This is a genomic window from Curtobacterium sp. AC268 (assembly GCF_979258745.1).
This window is the reverse complement of the sequence record NZ_OZ409878.1, coordinates 144,291-160,395: the sequence shown is the minus strand read 5'-3', so window position 1 is coordinate 160,395 and position 16,105 is coordinate 144,291. Positions and strand designations below refer to the sequence as shown.

Annotated in this window: 14 protein-coding genes and 1 pseudogene; 2 read left to right on the top strand and 13 right to left on the bottom strand. The window is 72.0% G+C overall.

Translation table 11 applies throughout. The features are described 5' to 3' along the window. Positions 1 to 9: 9 nt before the first annotated feature. Both ACZZ9K_RS00730 and dusB read right to left on the bottom strand, forming a co-directional pair. The gene (locus ACZZ9K_RS00730) at positions 10 to 1,305 is read right to left on the bottom strand and encodes a deoxyguanosinetriphosphate triphosphohydrolase (protein WP_138803121.1); all 1,296 of its coding nucleotides are present in this window, start codon (positions 1,303 to 1,305) and stop codon (positions 10 to 12) included. Next, positions 1,302 to 2,474 (bottom strand): tRNA dihydrouridine synthase DusB, encoded by a 1,173-nt coding sequence (gene dusB, locus ACZZ9K_RS00725; protein ID WP_463443078.1) that lies wholly within the window; start codon positions 2,472 to 2,474, stop codon positions 1,302 to 1,304. The genes ACZZ9K_RS00730 and dusB overlap by 4 nt, the downstream gene beginning before the upstream one ends. Before the next feature lie 47 nt (positions 2,475 to 2,521). On the opposite strand from dusB, the gene ACZZ9K_RS00720 reads away from it, so the two are divergent. Continuing rightward, positions 2,522 to 3,007: an aminoacyl-tRNA deacylase gene (locus tag ACZZ9K_RS00720; protein ID WP_463443077.1), complete on the top strand. Its 486-nt coding sequence runs from the start codon at positions 2,522 to 2,524 to the stop codon at positions 3,005 to 3,007. Positions 3,008 to 3,015: 8 nt separating this feature from the next. Here ACZZ9K_RS00720 and ACZZ9K_RS00715 read toward each other — a convergent pair whose 3' ends face one another. The 4 genes from ACZZ9K_RS00715 to ACZZ9K_RS00700 all read right to left on the bottom strand — a co-directional run bounded on the left by ACZZ9K_RS00715 (position 3,016) and on the right by ACZZ9K_RS00700 (position 6,707). Continuing rightward, positions 3,016 to 3,261 carry a hypothetical protein gene (locus ACZZ9K_RS00715; RefSeq protein WP_146247980.1) on the bottom strand — a complete coding sequence of 82 codons (246 nt, stop codon included), beginning with the start codon at positions 3,259 to 3,261 and terminating at the stop codon, positions 3,016 to 3,018. Between the two features lie 5 nt (positions 3,262 to 3,266). Further along, a complete protein-coding gene (locus ACZZ9K_RS00710; RefSeq protein WP_027465323.1) occupies positions 3,267 to 4,001 on the bottom strand; it encodes a DsbA family oxidoreductase in 735 nt (244 codons plus the stop codon). Between the two features lie 157 nt (positions 4,002 to 4,158). Next, entirely contained in the window at positions 4,159 to 5,544 is a 1,386-nt protein-coding gene (locus ACZZ9K_RS00705) for a glycine--tRNA ligase (protein WP_027465322.1), read from the bottom strand. Between the two features lie 107 nt (positions 5,545 to 5,651). Continuing rightward, the gene (locus ACZZ9K_RS00700) at positions 5,652 to 6,707 is read right to left on the bottom strand and encodes an aminotransferase class V-fold PLP-dependent enzyme (RefSeq protein WP_463443076.1); all 1,056 of its coding nucleotides are present in this window, start codon (positions 6,705 to 6,707) and stop codon (positions 5,652 to 5,654) included. A gap of 70 nt (positions 6,708 to 6,777) precedes the next feature. On the opposite strand from ACZZ9K_RS00700, the gene ACZZ9K_RS00695 reads away from it, so the two are divergent. Continuing rightward, complete coding sequence (locus ACZZ9K_RS00695; protein WP_111193134.1) at positions 6,778 to 7,725, top strand: LysR family transcriptional regulator; 948 nt, start codon at positions 6,778 to 6,780, stop codon at positions 7,723 to 7,725. A gap of 33 nt (positions 7,726 to 7,758) precedes the next feature. Here ACZZ9K_RS00695 and ACZZ9K_RS00690 read toward each other — a convergent pair whose 3' ends face one another. The 7 genes and pseudogenes from ACZZ9K_RS00690 to ACZZ9K_RS00660 all read right to left on the bottom strand — a co-directional run bounded on the left by ACZZ9K_RS00690 (position 7,759) and on the right by ACZZ9K_RS00660 (position 16,032). Next, positions 7,759 to 8,556, bottom strand: coding sequence for an isoprenyl transferase (locus tag ACZZ9K_RS00690; RefSeq protein ID WP_138803116.1), 798 nt, complete (start codon positions 8,554 to 8,556; stop codon positions 7,759 to 7,761). Positions 8,557 to 8,762: 206 nt separating this feature from the next. Then, positions 8,763 to 9,406: pseudogene (gene recO / locus ACZZ9K_RS00685) on the bottom strand (DNA repair protein RecO); the annotation flags it as partial. A gap of 210 nt (positions 9,407 to 9,616) precedes the next feature. Then, entirely contained in the window at positions 9,617 to 11,386 is a 1,770-nt protein-coding gene (leuA, locus tag ACZZ9K_RS00680) for a 2-isopropylmalate synthase (protein WP_463443075.1), read from the bottom strand. 460 nt (positions 11,387 to 11,846) lie between these two features. Beyond that, positions 11,847 to 13,247, bottom strand: a complete 1,401-nt coding sequence (locus ACZZ9K_RS00675) for an ABC transporter permease (protein ID WP_463443074.1) — start codon at positions 13,245 to 13,247, stop codon at positions 11,847 to 11,849. Further along, positions 13,244 to 13,996: an ABC transporter ATP-binding protein gene (locus tag ACZZ9K_RS00670; protein WP_110860432.1), complete on the bottom strand. Its 753-nt coding sequence runs from the start codon at positions 13,994 to 13,996 to the stop codon at positions 13,244 to 13,246. The genes ACZZ9K_RS00675 and ACZZ9K_RS00670 overlap by 4 nt, the downstream gene beginning before the upstream one ends. A gap of 111 nt (positions 13,997 to 14,107) precedes the next feature. After that, positions 14,108 to 14,797, bottom strand: coding sequence for a response regulator (locus ACZZ9K_RS00665; protein ID WP_035808237.1), 690 nt, complete (start codon positions 14,795 to 14,797; stop codon positions 14,108 to 14,110). Continuing rightward, positions 14,794 to 16,032, bottom strand: coding sequence for a sensor histidine kinase (locus tag ACZZ9K_RS00660; protein ID WP_349848339.1), 1,239 nt, complete (start codon positions 16,030 to 16,032; stop codon positions 14,794 to 14,796). Before ACZZ9K_RS00660 ends, ACZZ9K_RS00665 begins: the two co-directional genes overlap by 4 nt. Positions 16,033 to 16,105: the final 73 nt, after the last annotated feature.

Below are 16,105 nucleotides of genomic sequence, written 5' to 3'. Positions count from 1 at the left end.
GCGGACCGGTCAGACGGCGATGTGGACCGGGTCACGGTCACCCACCACCAGACGTCGGTGCCACGCGAGTGCACCCTGGTCGGTCAGGCTCGCCACCTGGTCGACCACGGCGCGCAGTCGGCCGGCGTCGTCGCCCGCGGCGTGCCAGTCGGCGGCGAAGCCGGGCTCCAGGTCGGACGCCCCCGTCGCCGCGAGCGCGTCGAGCAGTTCGGTGAGCACGCGGCGCTGGTCCTCGTACACGGGCTGACGGTCGCCCTGGGTCATCACGAAGGCCGCGACGATGCCCTTGAGCACCGCGATCTCACCGATGATCTCGGGCGGGGTGACGACCGACGCGGCGAACCGCACGAGCGACCCCGAAGCGTAGGACTCACGGGTGGCCGTCGTGGCGGTGCGCGCGAAGCGTCCGATCAGCTGTGACGTCAGGTTCTTCAGGCGTGCGGCGTCACGGCGGGAGCCGTCGTACGCGGTCATCCAGAGCGGCAACTCGCGCAGGCGGTCGAACGCCTCGAGCAGCTCGTCGCGGCTCAGATCGTCGCCGACCCAGGCGTGCATGGCGCTCACGATGTCGTTCTCGCCCACGCGGTCGCCCAGGGCCGCGACGTCGATGAACCCGGCGACGACGGCGTCCTCGAAGTCGTGCACCGAGTACGCGATGTCGTCGGCGAGGTCCATGACCTGCGCCTCGATGCAGCGCTGACGACGCGGGGCACCGGCGCGGAGCCACTCGAAGGCGTCGTGGTCGTCGTCGTAGAAACCGAACTTGGTGCGCCCGGAGGACGACTCCGAGACCCCCTGCGCCGCCGGCCACGGGTACTTGCAGCTGGCGTCCAACGACGCGCGGGTCAGGTTGAGCCCGTACGGACGGTCGACGTCGGAACCCGGCCGGACGCCGTAGACCTTCGGCTCGAGCCGCGTCAGCAGCCGGAGCGTCTGCGCGTTGCCCTCGAAGCCGCCGATCCCGGTGGCCCAGGCGTTCACGGCGGTCTCGCCGTTGTGCCCGAACGGCGGGTGCCCGATGTCGTGCGCCAGGCACGCGGTGTCGACCACGTCGGGGTCGAGTCCGAGCGAGTCGGCGAGCTCGCGGCCGACCTGCGCGACCTCGAGCGAGTGGGTCAACCGGTTGCGGGCGAAGTCGAGCCCCGCCGTCGGGCTGAGCACCTGGGTCTTGGCGGCCAGACGCCGGAGGGCGCTGGAGTGGAGCAGTCGGGCGCGGTCACGGGCGAAGTCCGAGCGGCGGTTGCCGTGTTCTTCGGGGAGCCAGCGCTCCGCGTCGGCCGGGCCGTACGAGGCGGTGGCGCTCATCCGCCGCTGTGGTGCAGCTCGGCGGCGGCCAGGACCTTGCGGAACTCGGAGTCGACGTCGCGGCTCTCGAGCCAGCGGTCGGGCAGAGCGGTGCGCTTCGGGTGCCCGGCTCGACCGCGCGGCCCCTCGGCGTCGGCACCCGGGTACGGCGCGTCGTGGTCGAGCTGGCCGAGGAAGTCGTCGATCTCCTGCAGGCTCGACGCCATCGCCAGGCCGGCCCGGACGTCGCTGCCGATCGGGTACCCCTTGAAGTACCAGGCCACGTGCTTGCGGATGTCGCGGCAGGCGTGCTCTTCGTCGCCGAAGAACTCGACGAGCAGCTCGGCGTGGCGGCGGAACCCGTCGGCGACCTCGCCCAGGGACGGCATGTACCGCAGCCCCTCGCCGCGGAACGCCGCGGCCAGGTCACCGAACAGCCACGGGCGACCGAGGCAGCCACGCCCGACGACCACGCCGTCGGCGCCGGTCTCGTCGATCATCCGGAGCGCGTCGGCGGCCGACCAGATGTCGCCGTTGCCGAGGATCGGGATGTCGGTGACGGTCTCCTTCAGCGTGGCGATCGCGGACCAGTCGGCGTGCCCGGAGTAGTGGTCGTTCGCGGTGCGGGCGTGCAGGGACACGGCCGCGACCCCGGCGTCGCGCGCGATGCGGGCAGCGTCGAGGTAGGTCAGGTGGTCCTCGTCGATGCCCTTGCGCATCTTCACCGTGACGGGGACGTCACCAGCGGCACGCACGGTCTTGGTGACGAGCTCGCGGAACAGGTCGAGCTTCCAGGGCAGCGCCGCTCCGCCGCCCTTCCGCGTCACCTTGGGAACGGGGCAGCCGAAGTTCAGGTCGATGTGGTCGGCACGGTCCTCACCGACGAGGATCGTCGCCGCCTCGGCCACGGTGTTCGGCTCGACGCCGTACAGCTGGATCGACCGCGGGGTCTCGGACTCGTGGTGCTGGATGAGCTGCATCGACACGGGCGTCCGTTCGACGAGCGCGCGCGAGGTGATCATCTCGCACACGTACAGGCCGGCGCCGTACTCGCGGCAGAGCCGGCGGTAGGCCATGTTCGTGATGCCCGCCATCGGCGCGAGCACGACCGGCACGTCGACCTCGATGGGGCCGATGCGCAGGGGCTTCGCCGGACGGGTCGCCGTCCCGGGTGCGTCAGTGATCGTCATACGTCTCCCATTCTCCCACGTCGGTGCCCGCCGGTAGCGTTCTCCTCATGACCATCGACGCCAGCACCCGGTTCGACGCCGACGCCCAGGCCCGTGGCCTGCCGGTCGAAGTGGTCGAGCGCCCGGCCGCGAACTCCCTGCACGAGGCCGCCGAACTGCTCGGCATCGAGCCCGGCGACATCGTCAAGACCCTGGTGGTGAGGCGCCACGACGGCGGGTTCCTGCTCGCCCTGGTGCCCGGCGGCCGCAGCATCGCCTGGAAGAAGCTCCGCACGGTCGTCGGCGTCAACAAGCTCTCGATGCCCGACGCCACCACGGCGCTCGGAGCGTCCGGCTACGAGCGCGGCACCATCACGCCGATCGGTGCCACGGGCGACCTGCCGGTGTACGCCGACGAACGCATCGTCGGCCGCCGGGTCGCCCTGGGCGCCGGCCGGCACGGTGCGAGCGCCTTCGTCGACGCCGACGCGCTCGTCGCCGCCTACGGCGCGACCGTCGCCGACATCACCGACGAGGAACCGCAGCGCGACTGACGCAGCCGTCAGTCCGGAACCTCGGACCAGTCGCCCTCGGCCCCGGCGAACGAGCCGGCGTCGATCAGGCAGGCGTCGCCCTCGCAGACCGGCGCACCGCCGGGCGTGACGAGCGTCAGCAACGCGGGACGGGCCTCCAGACCGGGAACGCCGGAACCACCGAACGCGCCCGGCAGCCCCGTGAGCGCGTCCGGGACGGACGGCACCGACGTCACGGCCTGGAGGCGCACCGCGCCCTGGTCGCTGATGGTCATGTCCGTCATCGGGTCACCGCCACGTCCGCGCTCGCGTCGTCCGCAGCGCGCTCGGCCGCCGAGGCGACCTCCTCCGGCGTGGTCTCGCGGAGCGCGACCACCTGGCGGAGCACCTGCTCGAACGCCGTGGGGTCCTGGGCACCGGAGACGCCGTACTTGCCGTCGATCACGAAGAAGGGCACGCCGTTGATCCCGTACGCCTGCGCCTGGGCCTGGTCGGCGCGGACCGCGGCGAGCTGGGCGTCGTCGCGCAGGGTGCTGAGGACCTCGTCGCGGTCGAGGCCGATCTCCGCCGCCAGGTCGGCGAGCGAGGACTCCTGTCCGACGTGTTCGCCGCGCTCGAAGTAGGCGGTGAACAGACGCTCGACCATCTCGAGCTGCTTGCCGTGCTGCTTGGCGAGGTGGATGACCTGGTGGGCCTTCACCGTGTTGGTGTGGTGCATGGCCTCGAAGTCGTAGTCGAGACCGACGCCAGCGGCGATGGCGGTGACCTGGTCGAGCATCTGCTGCGCCTGGTCGACGGGCATGCCCTTGTGGCCCGAGAGGAACTCGGCCTCGGTGCCCTCGAAGTCGACGGGGGTGTCCGGGCTGAGCTCGAAGGAGTGGTACTCGACCTCGACGGGGCGGCCCTCGCTCGAGGCGCCGAACGCGGCGACGCCGGCCTCGAACTTGCGCTTGCCGATGTAGCACCAGGGGCAGGCGATGTCCGACCAGACATCGACCTTCACGGAGTCGTTCATGCTGACCCCAACGCGCTCGTGCGGCGCGCATTCCCGCCGCACAGCCAAAGTCACCTCGCGCCGCGCGATCACGCGGTTCGAGGTGACTTTGGTTGTGCGAAGGCGGCGCGGAGCCGGTGCGAAGGCGACGCGGGGGCGGTGCGGAGCCGCGGAAGCCCTACGCGCCGAGCAACCGCTGCGCCAGGTACCCCTGCAGCTGGTCGAGCGAGACGCGCTCCTGGCCCATGGTGTCGCGCTCGCGCACCGTGACGGCCTTGTCCTCGAGCGTGTCGAAGTCGACCGTGATGCAGAACGGCGTGCCGATCTCGTCGTGGCGACGGTAGCGACGGCCGATGGCCCCGGCGTCGTCGAAGTCCACGTTCCAGTTCTTGCGCAGGTCGTCGGCCAGGCCGCGGGCGACGGGCGAGAGCTGCTCGTTGCGCGACAGCGGCAGGACGGCGGCCTTCACCGGGGCCAGGCGCGGGTCGAGGCGCAGGACCGTGCGCTTGTCGACGCCGCCCTTCGCGTTCGGGGCCTCGTCCTCGTGGTACGAGTCGAGCAGGAACGCCATGAGTGCACGGGTCAGCCCGAACGACGGCTCGATGACGTACGGCACGTACTTCTCGTTGGCGGCCTGGTCGAAGAACCGGAGGTCCTGGCCGGACGCCTCGATGTGGTTGTTCAGGTCGAAGTCGGTGCGGTTCGCGACGCCCATCAGCTCGCCCCACTCCGAGCCGGTGAAGCCGAAGCGGTACTCGATGTCGGCGGTGGCGTCGGAGTAGTGCGCCCGCTCGCCGTCCGGCACGTCGAAGCGACGCAGGTTCTCCGGGTCGATGCCGAGATCGGTGTAGAACGCGACCGAGTCGGCGATCCACTGCTCGTAGTGCTCCTCGGCCGAGGCCGGCGGCACGAAGTACTCGATCTCCATCTGCTCGAACTCGCGCGTGCGGAAGATGAAGTTGCCGGGCGTGATCTCGTTGCGGAACGCCTTGCCGACCTGACCGATGCCGAACGGGGGCTTCATGCGGCTGGTCGTGACGACCTGCGCGAAGTCGACGAAGATGCCCTGCGCCGTCTCGGGGCGCAGGAAGTTCAGGCCCTCTTCCGACTCGACCGGGCCGAGGTAGGTCTTGAGCATCCCGGAGAACTCGCGGGGCTCGGTCCACTCGCCGCGGGTGCCGCAGTTCGGGCAGGCGATCTCGGCCATGCCACCCTCGGGAGCGCGGCCCTTCTTCGCCTCGAACGCCTCGAGCAGGTGGTCCTCGCGGAACCGGTGGTGGCAGTGCAGGCACTCCACCAGCGGGTCGGTGAAGGTCGCGACGTGCCCGGAGGCCTCCCACACCTTGCGGGGCAGGATCACCGCGGAGTCGAGGCCGACCATGTCCCCGCGGCCGCGGACGAACCGCTGCCACCACTGGCGCTTGATGTTCTCCTTGAGCTCCACACCGAGGGGCCCGTAGTCCCACGCGGAGCGGGAGCCTCCGTAGATCTCACCCGACTGGAAGACGAAGCCGCGGCGCTTGGCCAGGGCGATGACGCTGTCGAGACGGGAGGGCTGTGCCAAAGGGTGCTCCAGAGGTCGCCGAGCTGGGTGCTCGGTGCGGAAACGGTCCGGGCAAGACTACCGGCGATCCTGGCCCGGGAGGCCCGCCACGGGTCCGCCCTCCACGCTCACCCGCGCGACGTGCCCGGCCCCACCCCGCCCAGCGCGGCCACGACGTCGGTCACGTCGGACTCGTCGTTCCACAGGTGGAACGCGATGCGCAGTCGCCCGGCACGCCCCGAGGCGGTGACGCCCGCGGCGGTGAGTGCCCGGAGGGCCGCCCCGTCCGCGTCCGCGAACGTCACGATCGCCTGCCCGTCGCCCTGCCGAGGCGACCCGAGGGCGTCGCACAGACGATCTGCGAGACCGGTGGCGTGCCTCCAGACCGCCTGCTGGTCGAGCGCGACCGCGTGCTCGAGCGCGGCCACGGCACCGGGCCACGCCTGCCAGGCCGGCGAGACGTCGAAGCGACGCGCGTCGTCGGCCAGGTGCATGGCGGGGCCGTAGCAGGAGGACCAGACGTCCGCGCCCGCGTACCAGCCGGCCTGCACCGGACGGAGCCGGCCGAGGGCGGTGTCGGAGAGCGTCATGAAGGCGACGCCGCGCGGAGCGCAGAGCCACTTGTAGGTGTGCGTGAGCGTCACGTCGAACGGTGCGGCGTCGACGGGCAGCACGCCGGCGGCCTGCGTGAGGTCGCAGAGGGTCAGGGCGCCGACGCGTCGGGCGGCGGCCACGACCGGGTCGGGGTCGGTGACCACGCCGGTCGCGGACTGCACCGCGGACCACGCGACCAGGGCGGTGTCGGGCCCGACGGACTCCGCGAGCCGCTCGAGCGGGACGCTCCGGACCCGGACGCCGCGGTGTGCCTGGGCGAGGAACGGGAAGACGACCGAGCTGAAGTCCCCGTCGGGGACGACCACCTCGGCGCCGTCCGGCAGCGCGTCGGCGACGACCGCGGCCATCACCGAGGTCTGCGATCCGGTCGCGACGCGCTCCACCGGGACGCCGACCAGCGCGGCGAAGAGCGCACGCCCCTGCTCGACCAGCGCGCCGTACCGGGCGGGCGACGTCTCGGCCCGGGACCACGCGTCGAGGTCGGCGCGCTGGGCGGCGAGGGTGCCGCGGGTCGGCAGGCCCGCGGTGCACGCCGCCAGGTAGCCGCGGCCGGCGGGGAAGGAGTCCATGCGGACAGCGTCCTCGTTCCCGTCCCATCACACCAGAGCCGGTTCGTTGTGCCACCGATAACATCGGGTGATGGACGAGATCGATCCCCAGTTGCTCCGGGTCCTGCGCGCCGTGGCCGACGGCGGGTCGATCACCCGCGCCGCCGCCGCACTCGGATCGAGCCAGCCGGCCGTCAGCCAGCTGCTGGCCCGGGCCGAGCAGCGTCTCGGGCACGCACTGGTCCTGCGCGGCGGACGGGGCGCGACCCTCACGCATGCGGGGCAGGTGCTCGCCGACCACGCCCTGCACGTCCAGGCCGCGCTGACCGCGGCGCGCGAGGACCTCGACGCCGTCGGCGGACTCAGCCGTGGCCGGGTGCGACTCGCCGGGTTCCCGAGCGCGTCCTCCGCCCTCGTACCCGCGGTGCTCGCCCGGCTCGCCGCGACGGCGCCGGGCGTGACGACCTCGTACGTCGAGGTCGAGCCACCCGAGGCACTCGACCTGCTGCGCGGTGGCGAGGTCGACGTCGCCCTGACCTTCACCTACGTCGGCGACGAGGTCGGGACCACCCCGGACCCGGGCCTCGTCACCCGGGCACTCGGTCGCGACCCGCTCGCGCTGGTGACGCCGGTCGAGCCGGGAGGCGCTGAGCGACTCCGCCCCGCAGGCTCCACCGTCGTGGACCTCGCGTCCCACCACGACGCCCGGTGGATCGGGGGCTGCCCGCGGTGTCGTGGGCACCTGCTCGCATCGTGCGCGAGCGCGGGGTTCACGCCGGACATCGTGCTGGAGACGGACAACGCGGCCGCGGTGGTGGGGCTCGTCGCCGCCGGGCTCGGGGTGGCGCTGCTCCCCCGGCTGGCACTCGCGACGACGGTCATCCCCGCCGGTGTCGCGATCGACCCCGTGGACGACGAGCTGGCCCGGCGTGTCGAGGTCGTCGTCGCCCGTGGTGCCGACCGCGTGCCGAGCGTTCGTGCGGCGCTCGACGCGGTGCGCTCCGCGGCCCACCTGCTCGAGGGGCCGCTGCCGGGCTGAGGGGGCGGGCTCGAGCTCGGGCTTGTGCTCGGGCTACGCCGTCGGGGCGTCGACCGCGCCGCCGTAGCGTCGGTCTCGGCTGGCGTACTCCTCGATCGCACCCCACAGGTCGGTGCGACGGAAGTCCGGCCAGAGCCGGTCGAGGAACACCATCTCGGCGTAGGCGGACTGCCACAGCAGGAAGTTGCTCGTGCGCTGCTCCCCCGAGCTCCGGAGGAACAGGTCGACGTCGGGCATCTCGGGCACGTACAGCCGCTTGGCGAGTGCCTTCTCGGTGACCTGGCTCGGCTTCAGGCGTCCGGCGACGACGTCCTCGGCCATGCCCCGCACGGCGTCGACGATCTCGTTCCGGCCGCCGTAGTTCACGCACATCGTCAGCGTGAGGACGTCGTTGCCCGCCGTCATCCGCTCGGCGGTCTCGAGCTCGTCGATGACGCTCCGCCACAGCCGCGGACGGCGGCCGGCCCACCGCACCTTGACGCCCCACTGGTGCAGCTGGTCACGGCGACGGCGGATGACGTCGCGGTTGAAGCCCATCAGGAACCGGACCTCTTCCGGGGAGCGCTTCCAGTTCTCCGTCGAGAACGCGTACGCCGACACGTGCCGGACGCCGATCTGGACCGCCCCGGCGACGACGTCGAGCAGCGAGGCCTCGCCCGCCTTGTGCCCCTCGATCCGCGTCAGGCCGCGGCCGTTCGCCCACCGGCCGTTGCCGTCCATGACGATGGCCACGTGCTCCGGCACGAACCGGGCCGGGATCGCCGGGGGCGTCTCGCCGGTCCAGTCGATCGGGCGGAACGGTTCGACGTCGTCGGGGCGGCGGGGGCTCATGCGGTGGGGGCTCCTTCGACAGCGGGATCAGGGTCGGGCTCGGGCACGGCGGGTGCCGGGGTCGAGGCCACCGCGCGCGCCGTCGCCTCGGGTCCGCCGTGGGTCTGCGGCACCGGCATCGGGTGTTCGGAGCGGTCGACGTGCGGCAGGGACCGGAGCGATCGTTCCAGGTGCCACTGGGCGTAGGCCGCGACCACGCCGGAGGCCCGCGAACGCGTCCGCTCGTCGGTGGCGTCGACCGTCGCCCAGTCGCCGGCGAGCAGGGAGCCGAGCACCCCGAGCGTCGCCGCGTCGAGCCGCGGGGTCCCGGGGGGTGCCGCACGGTCGGCGACGACACCGCCGAGCTGCACCACGAACGCCGAGTGCGGGCCGGGCTCCCCGTCACCGCGCAGTCGCTGAACGAGGGGGCCCACCCCGCGATGCTCATCGCGCGGAGCAGGTACGAGTCGAGGGTCGCGCTGGACTGGTGCTCACCGCGCGACAACGAGCGGAGCGCCCCGACGAGCAACAGGTACTGCTGCAGCCCGGCGTCGGCCTCGCTCAGTCGGTCGGCGGTCTCGACCATGGCGCTGGCCGCGGTGTACGCACCGTAGTCGGCGACGATCTGGGCCCCGTACGCGCCGAGGGACTCCGCCTGGGTGACGATGTCGAGCGACCGGCCCTCGTAGAACTGGGCGTCGACGACCATGAACGGCTCGAGCCGGCTGCCGAACTTCGACGCGGTCCGCCGCACACCCTTGGCCACGGCGCGGATCTTGCCGTGCTGCCGCGAGAGCATCGTGACGATGCGGTCGGCTTCACCGAGCTTGTGGGTGCGCAACACGACGCACTCGTCCCGGTACAGCGGCATGCCCCCAGTATCCCCCGCCCCGCCGACAGCCGCGTGCGGTACGGGCGGGGGCTCGGGGGTACCGAGTGGAATCGGGCGTACCTGGTCGGAAGAATCGATCAGGTACGCCCGATTCGACCTGCCATCGCGCGTGACGGGGGAAAGACCGGGCACAGACGGGAGGCGCGCTGCGGGACGGACCCGCAGCGCGCCTCCCGGCCTGGTTGCGTCTCAGGCCGAGACGAGCTCCGGCGCGCCGGCCGCGGCACCCGCACGCACCGCGCGGTTCACCGCGGACACGATCGCCTTGAGCGACGCCGTCGAGATGTCGGCGTCGATGCCGACGCCCCACAGACGCACGCCGTCGACGTCGAGCTCGACGTAGGACGCCGCCTTCGCGTCACCGGAGGCGCTCATCGTGTGCTCCGAGTAGTCGTACAGCGTGACCTGGACGCCCTGCTCGGCGAGCACCTTCAGGAACGCGTCGATGGGACCGGTGCCGACGGCCTCGGCCGTGACCGCGCCCTCGTCGACCCGGAGTGCCACGGACAGCGAGGTCGTGCCCTCGAAGTCGCTCGACGTCGCCGTCTTGGTGAGCTCGTACCGGCCCCACTTCTCGTCGTCGATCGACGCGGGCAGGTACTCGTCCTGGAACACGTCCCAGATGCGCTGCGACGAGAACTCGCCGCCCTCGGTGTCGGTGTGCCGCTGCACGACGCCGGAGAACTCGATCTGCAGCTTGCGGGGCAGGTCGAGGGCGTGGTCGGTCTTGAGCAGGTACGCCACACCGCCCTTGCCGGACTGCGAGTTGACGCGGATGACGGCCTCGTACGACCGGCCGATGTCCTTCGGGTCGACGGGCAGGTACGGCACCGCCCACTCGATCTCGTCGATGTCCTTGCCCGCGGCGGCGGCCTTGGCCTTCATCGCCTCGAAGCCCTTGTTGATGGCGTCCTGGTGCGAGCCGCTGAACGCCGTGTACACGAGGTCGCCCGCCCACGGCTGGCGCTCGGGCACCGGCAGCTGGTTGCAGTACTCGACCGTGCGCTTCACCTGGTCGATGTCGGCGAACGAGATCTCCGGGTCGATGCCCTGCGTGAACAGGTTCATCCCGAGGGCGACCAGGTCCACGTTGCCGGTGCGCTCACCGTTGCCGAACAGGCAGCCCTCGATGCGGTCGGCACCGGCCATGTATCCGAGCTCGGCGGCCGCGACCGCGGTGCCCCGGTCGTTGTGCGGGTGCAGCGACAGGATCACGTCCTCGCGGTGGGCGAGGCGGCGGGACATCCACTCGATCGAGTCGGCGTAGACGTTCGGCGTGGCCATCTCGACGGTGGCCGGCAGGTTGATGATGACCTTGCGCTCGGGCGTCGGCTCGAAGACCTCGAGGACGGCGTTGCAGATCTCCAGTGCGACCTCGAGTTCGGTGCCCGTGTAGGACTCCGGCGAGTACTCGTAGTAGATCGTCGTGTCGTGCTGCAGCGTCGCCTCGGCGGCCTTGCAGAGCTTCGCACCGGTGACCGCGATGTCCACCACGCCCTGCACGTCGGTGCGGAAGACGACCTCGCGCTGCACGATGCTCGTCGAGTTGTACAGGTGGACGATGGCCTGCCTCGCGCCGTCGATCGCCTCGTAGGTGCGCTGGATGAGGTGCTCGCGCGCCTGGGTCAGCACCTGGATGGTGACGTCGTCGGGGATCGCGCCCTCGTCGATCAGCGACCGGACGAAGTCGAAGTCGGTCTGCGAGGCGCTCGGGAACCCGACCTCGATCTCCTTGTAGCCCATCCGGACGAGGAGGTCGAACATCGCCCGCTTGCGCTCGGCGTCCATCGGGTCGATGAGGGCCTGGTTGCCGTCACGCAGGTCGACAGCACACCAGCGCGGTGCCTTGTCGATGCGCTTCGTGGGCCAGGTGCGGTCCGGCAGGTCGACGCTGATCTGCTCGTGGAACGGGACGTACTTGTGGATCGGCATCCCGGAGGGCTGCTGGGTGTTCTGCATCGTTCTTCGCTTTCGTCGCGTGTTCGTGAGCTGTTGTGGTGCGGCCACGACGGACTCCGCGACGAGGTGGGCCGGAGTGTCAGGCCTCGTCGCGGCAGCGAAGGAGGAGGAGTGCCGAGTACATCGGGACCCACGGTAGCACCGGTGTACCAGGCTGGCGCAAGCGTGTGACGCGGGACCGCCCGGTGCCGTCGAACGAGGGTGCCGAGTGGGTGCCGGGTGAGGCGCGGGGTGAGGTGCCGAGTGGTCGAGACCTGCCGCGGGCCGGTCGCCGAGCGGTCACATTCTGTCTCCCGGGCCGCGTCCGGACGACGGTTCGTGACACCTCGGCGGACGTCAGCGGCGTGGCGTGGCGGGGCCGGGCAGGGCACGTCGGCGCGACCACGCGACGACACGGGACGCCCGGTGCCAGCTGGCACGGGCCTCCCGTGTCGTCGCGTTGTGCGACCAGGGCGACGGGTCAGTCGACCGCGAGCGCCTCGGTCGGCGGGACGCGCATCGCACGCCGCACCGGGGCGATGGTGGCGACGACCGCCAGGACCAGCGCGCCGATCACCACGATGCCGATGGTCAGCGGCGGCAGCACCGGTGCCACGGGCGTCCCGAGCGAGCCGAGCAGCGTCTGCCCGCCGACCCAGCCGTACAGCGTGCCGAGTGCGAGCCCCGAGACGACGGCCGCGACGACCATCTGCACGGCCTCGGTCACGATCATCCGTCGGACCTGCGCACCGGTCAGGCCGAGCACCCGCAGCAGCCCGAGTTCGCGTCGACGCTGGAGCACCCCGAGCGCCAGGGCGTTCACGACCCCGACGGCGGCGATCACGGCGGAGAACCCGACGATCACGCTGACGACGGCGTTGATCTGCACGAAGAGGTCCCGCTGCGCCTCGATCATCTCGGGGGTGGCGCTCCCCGCGCTCATGGCGCGCATCTCGGTCTCGAGCACGTGCTGCATGATGCCGAGCGCCACCGCGAAGGTGACGAGCAGCGTGACGCCGATGACGAGCCCGATGGTCGCCCGCGAGGACCGACCCGGCGCCCGCATCGCGTTCCGTCCGGCGAGCAGGACGACGGGGTCGTGCGAGCCGATGCGGCCGATGAGCTGCAGCACGGGCGGCATCACGATCGTCGCCCCCACGGCGACCCCCGCGAAGGACACGAACCCGCCGAGCGCCGCCGGAAGGACCGCGACCGGTGACAGCGAGCTCACCGCGAGCCCGAGCAGCATCAGCACCGCGCCGCCGGCCATGAGCACGATGGCCCAGACCTTGCGGGCCGTACCGGACCGGACGTCGTCGTGGCTCGGCTCGACGGACGACGACAGGGCTTCGAGCGGTGTGACGGTGAGCACACGGCGCGACCCGGCAGCGAAGGCACCCCAGGTGGCGAGGACGACGGCCACGACCGGCAGGACGAGCTCCCACGGCACGTACGTGTACTCGGCGTCGGGCAGGACCCCGTTGCCCCGCAGGACGACCACGAACAGGGCCGAGAGCGCGGTGCCCACGACAGCGCCGACGACGCCGCCGAGCACGCCGACGACCAGGCCGGTGCGGGTGATCCGCGCCCGGAGGGTCGCACCGGTCGCACCGACGAGCCGCTGCAGCGCGATGATCCGGGTCTGCCCGGCGATCAGGGTGGCGCAGGTGTTCGCGGTGACGATCGCGCCGACGTAGAGCGCGATGCCGAGGAACAGCCACCCGACCACCGACAGGATCGCCTTGATCGGACCGAGGTCGGCGACCCCTGCGGCTCGGAGCGCCTCGGTCACGATCCCCGGTGCGATGACGAGGGCGGAGCCGAACGTGGTGCCGAGGGCGGCCACCAGGACGGTGGGGGCGAAGGATCGGACGCCGTTCACGCTGCTGCCTCCATCCCGAGCATCGTCGTGGAGATCGCGCCGGCGTCCATCGCGGGGCGGTCGGCGACGATCCGGCCGTCGGCCAGGAACAGGATGCGGTCGGCGTTCGCGGCCGCCACCGGGTCGTGCGTCACCATGACGACGCTCTGGCCCCATTCCTGGACGGCGCCGCGGAGGATCGCGAGCACGTCGCGCCCCGTGCGGGAGTCGAGCGCGCCGGTCGGTTCGTCGGCGACGACCACCGCCGGCCGCGAAGCGAGCGCCCGTGCGATGGCGACCCGCTGCTGCTGCCCCCCGGAGAGCTGGTGCGGCCGGTGCGTCAGCCGGTTACCGAGCCCGAGCATCTCGACCAGCCGGTCGATCCAGGCGGTCTCCTCGTGCGAGGGCTTGTGCCCGCCGAGCAGGAACGGCAGCCGGATGTTCTCGCTGACGTCGAGCGTCGGGACGAGGTTGAACGACTGGAACACGAAGCCCAGCCGACGACGACGCAGCTCGGTGAGGTCCTTGTCGCCCAGGGCCGTGATGTCGACGCCGTCGATCTGGATCCGGCCGGCGGACACGGCATCGAGGCCGGCCGCGACGTGCATGAGCGTCGACTTGCCGGACCCGGACGGGCCCATCACCGCGGTGAACTCCCCCGCGCCGATGTCGACGCTGACGTCGTCGAGCGCGGTCACACGTCGGGCGTCGTCGCCGTAGTGCTTGGACACGTGGTCGAGGCGGATGATCGGGGCGTGGCTCGTGGTCATGCATCCACGATGGCGGTCAGGGTCCCGTCCCGCGTCGCCCGCTCGGCTCCTGTGGATCGTCCGCTCGGCTCGGTTGCCTGTGGAGGGGTCATCCCCGCGGATGACCCGGCATCAGTCGGCCTTGGTGACGAGCCCGTGTTCGTGGGCGAAGACGACGAGGCGCACCCGGTCCCGGAGCTCGAGCTTCGTCAGGACCCGCGAGATGTGCGTCTTCACGGTCGCCTCGCTGACGTACTCGTGCTGGGCGATCTCGCTGTTGCTGAACCCCCGGGCGGCCAGGTCGAAGATCTCGCGCTCACGCGGCGTGAGGTCGGCGAACGCCGCGGGGACGGCGGCAGCGCGTCCGACCGAGTCGTCGTACCGCCGCAGGAGCTCCCGCGTGGCCGACGCGGCGAACACCGCGGTGCCGGCGTGCACGGTCCGGACAGCCGCGAGCAGGAACTCGGGGTCGGCGTCCTTGAGCACGAAGCCGCTCGCACCGGCGCGGATGGCCTTGGCGGCGGCCTCGTCGAAGTCGAACGTGGTCAGCACGAGGACCTTCGCACCGTCGGTGCCGGACTGCTCGACGATGTGCCCGGTCGCCGTGATGCCGTCCATCACGGGCATCCGGACGTCCATCAGCACCACGTCGGGACGGGTCCGTCGGACGAGCTCGACCCCCTCGGCACCGTCGCCCGCCTCGCCGACGAACCGCAGGTCGGGCTGCGAGTCGATGAGCATCCGGATGCCGGTGCGGAACAGCGCCTGGTCGTCGACGAGGGCGACGCGGATCGAGTGCTCGTCGGTCGGGATCGTGGTCATCGGGCGGTGCGCTCCTGCTCGGTCTGGGTGATCCGGCCGCGGGGCATCTGCCCGCTGGCCGGGACGGTCGGCATCCGGACGGCGACCGCGAAGTCGTCCCCTCGGGCGCCGGCGGTCATGGTGCCGCCGGTCATCACGGCGCGCTCGCGCATGCCGACCAGACCGTGGCCCGTGCCGGGTCCGCGGACACCGTCGTCGGCACGTCGGTTCACGACGGCGATCTCGACCGTGTCCGGCCGGTAGGTCAGGGCGGCACGCACCGGGCTGCCGGGCTCTCCGTGCTTGTACGCGTTCGTCAGGCTCTCCTGCACGATCCGGTAGACGGCGAGCTGCGTGGTGGTGGGCAGCCCGGCGGGGTCGCCCTCGCGTTCCACCCGCACGTCGAGCCCGAGCTGCCGCATCTCGTCGACGAGCCGGTCGATGTCGTCGATCTCGGGCGTCGGCGCGGTCCCCTGCTCGTGCCGGAGCGCGCCGAGGAGTTCGCGCACGTCGCCGAGGGCACGCCGGGCCGTGGCCGAGATGGTGCTGAGGGCCTGGTCGGCCACCGCGGGGTCGGCCTTCAGGGCGTACCGGGCACCGTCGGACTGCGCGATGACGACCGCGAGCGAGTGCGCGACGATGTCGTGCATGTCGCGGGCGATCCGCACGCGCTCCTGCTCGACCGCGACGGCCCGGTCGGCCCGCGCGGCGTCACGCTCGGCAAGCAGCTGGGCCTCGCGACTCATGCTCGCCGAGCGACGGGTCCGGACCACGAGTCCGGCGAGCCACGGCAGCAGCAGCAGGAGCAGGACGACGGCGAAGAACGACAGGGTGACCTGCAGCGACTCCTGCAGCGGCGTCGAGGCGGTCTCGTAGGTGAGGCGGTTCTGGTAGTCGTCGAAGCCCATGTACGCCGCCGCCGCCACGGACCCGAGGATCGCCGACACGAGCCCGGCCAGCCGCACACGGCGGCTGCCGTACGCACTCGTCGTGTACATGACGCCGGCGATGAACGCGTTCGACACGTCCGGCACCTGCAGGGTGACCATCTCGAAGACCGCGAACACCCACGCCACGGCCAGGGCGAGCCCGGGTGACAGGCGCCGGATTGCCAGGGCACCGGTCATCCCGACGACGGTGACCACCGACAGCGGCCCGTCGAGCCCGCGCCCGCTGGCGACCAGCACGAGGCCGCCGAGCAGCACGGCGATCAGCAGGTCGGTGATGACCTGCGCACGCAGCATGGGACGGAACACCCGTCCACGGTACGGCGGGTCGCTCGTCCCCGCGTCCCTCGCCCGGATGACCCGGGGTGCGAGCGGCCGACGG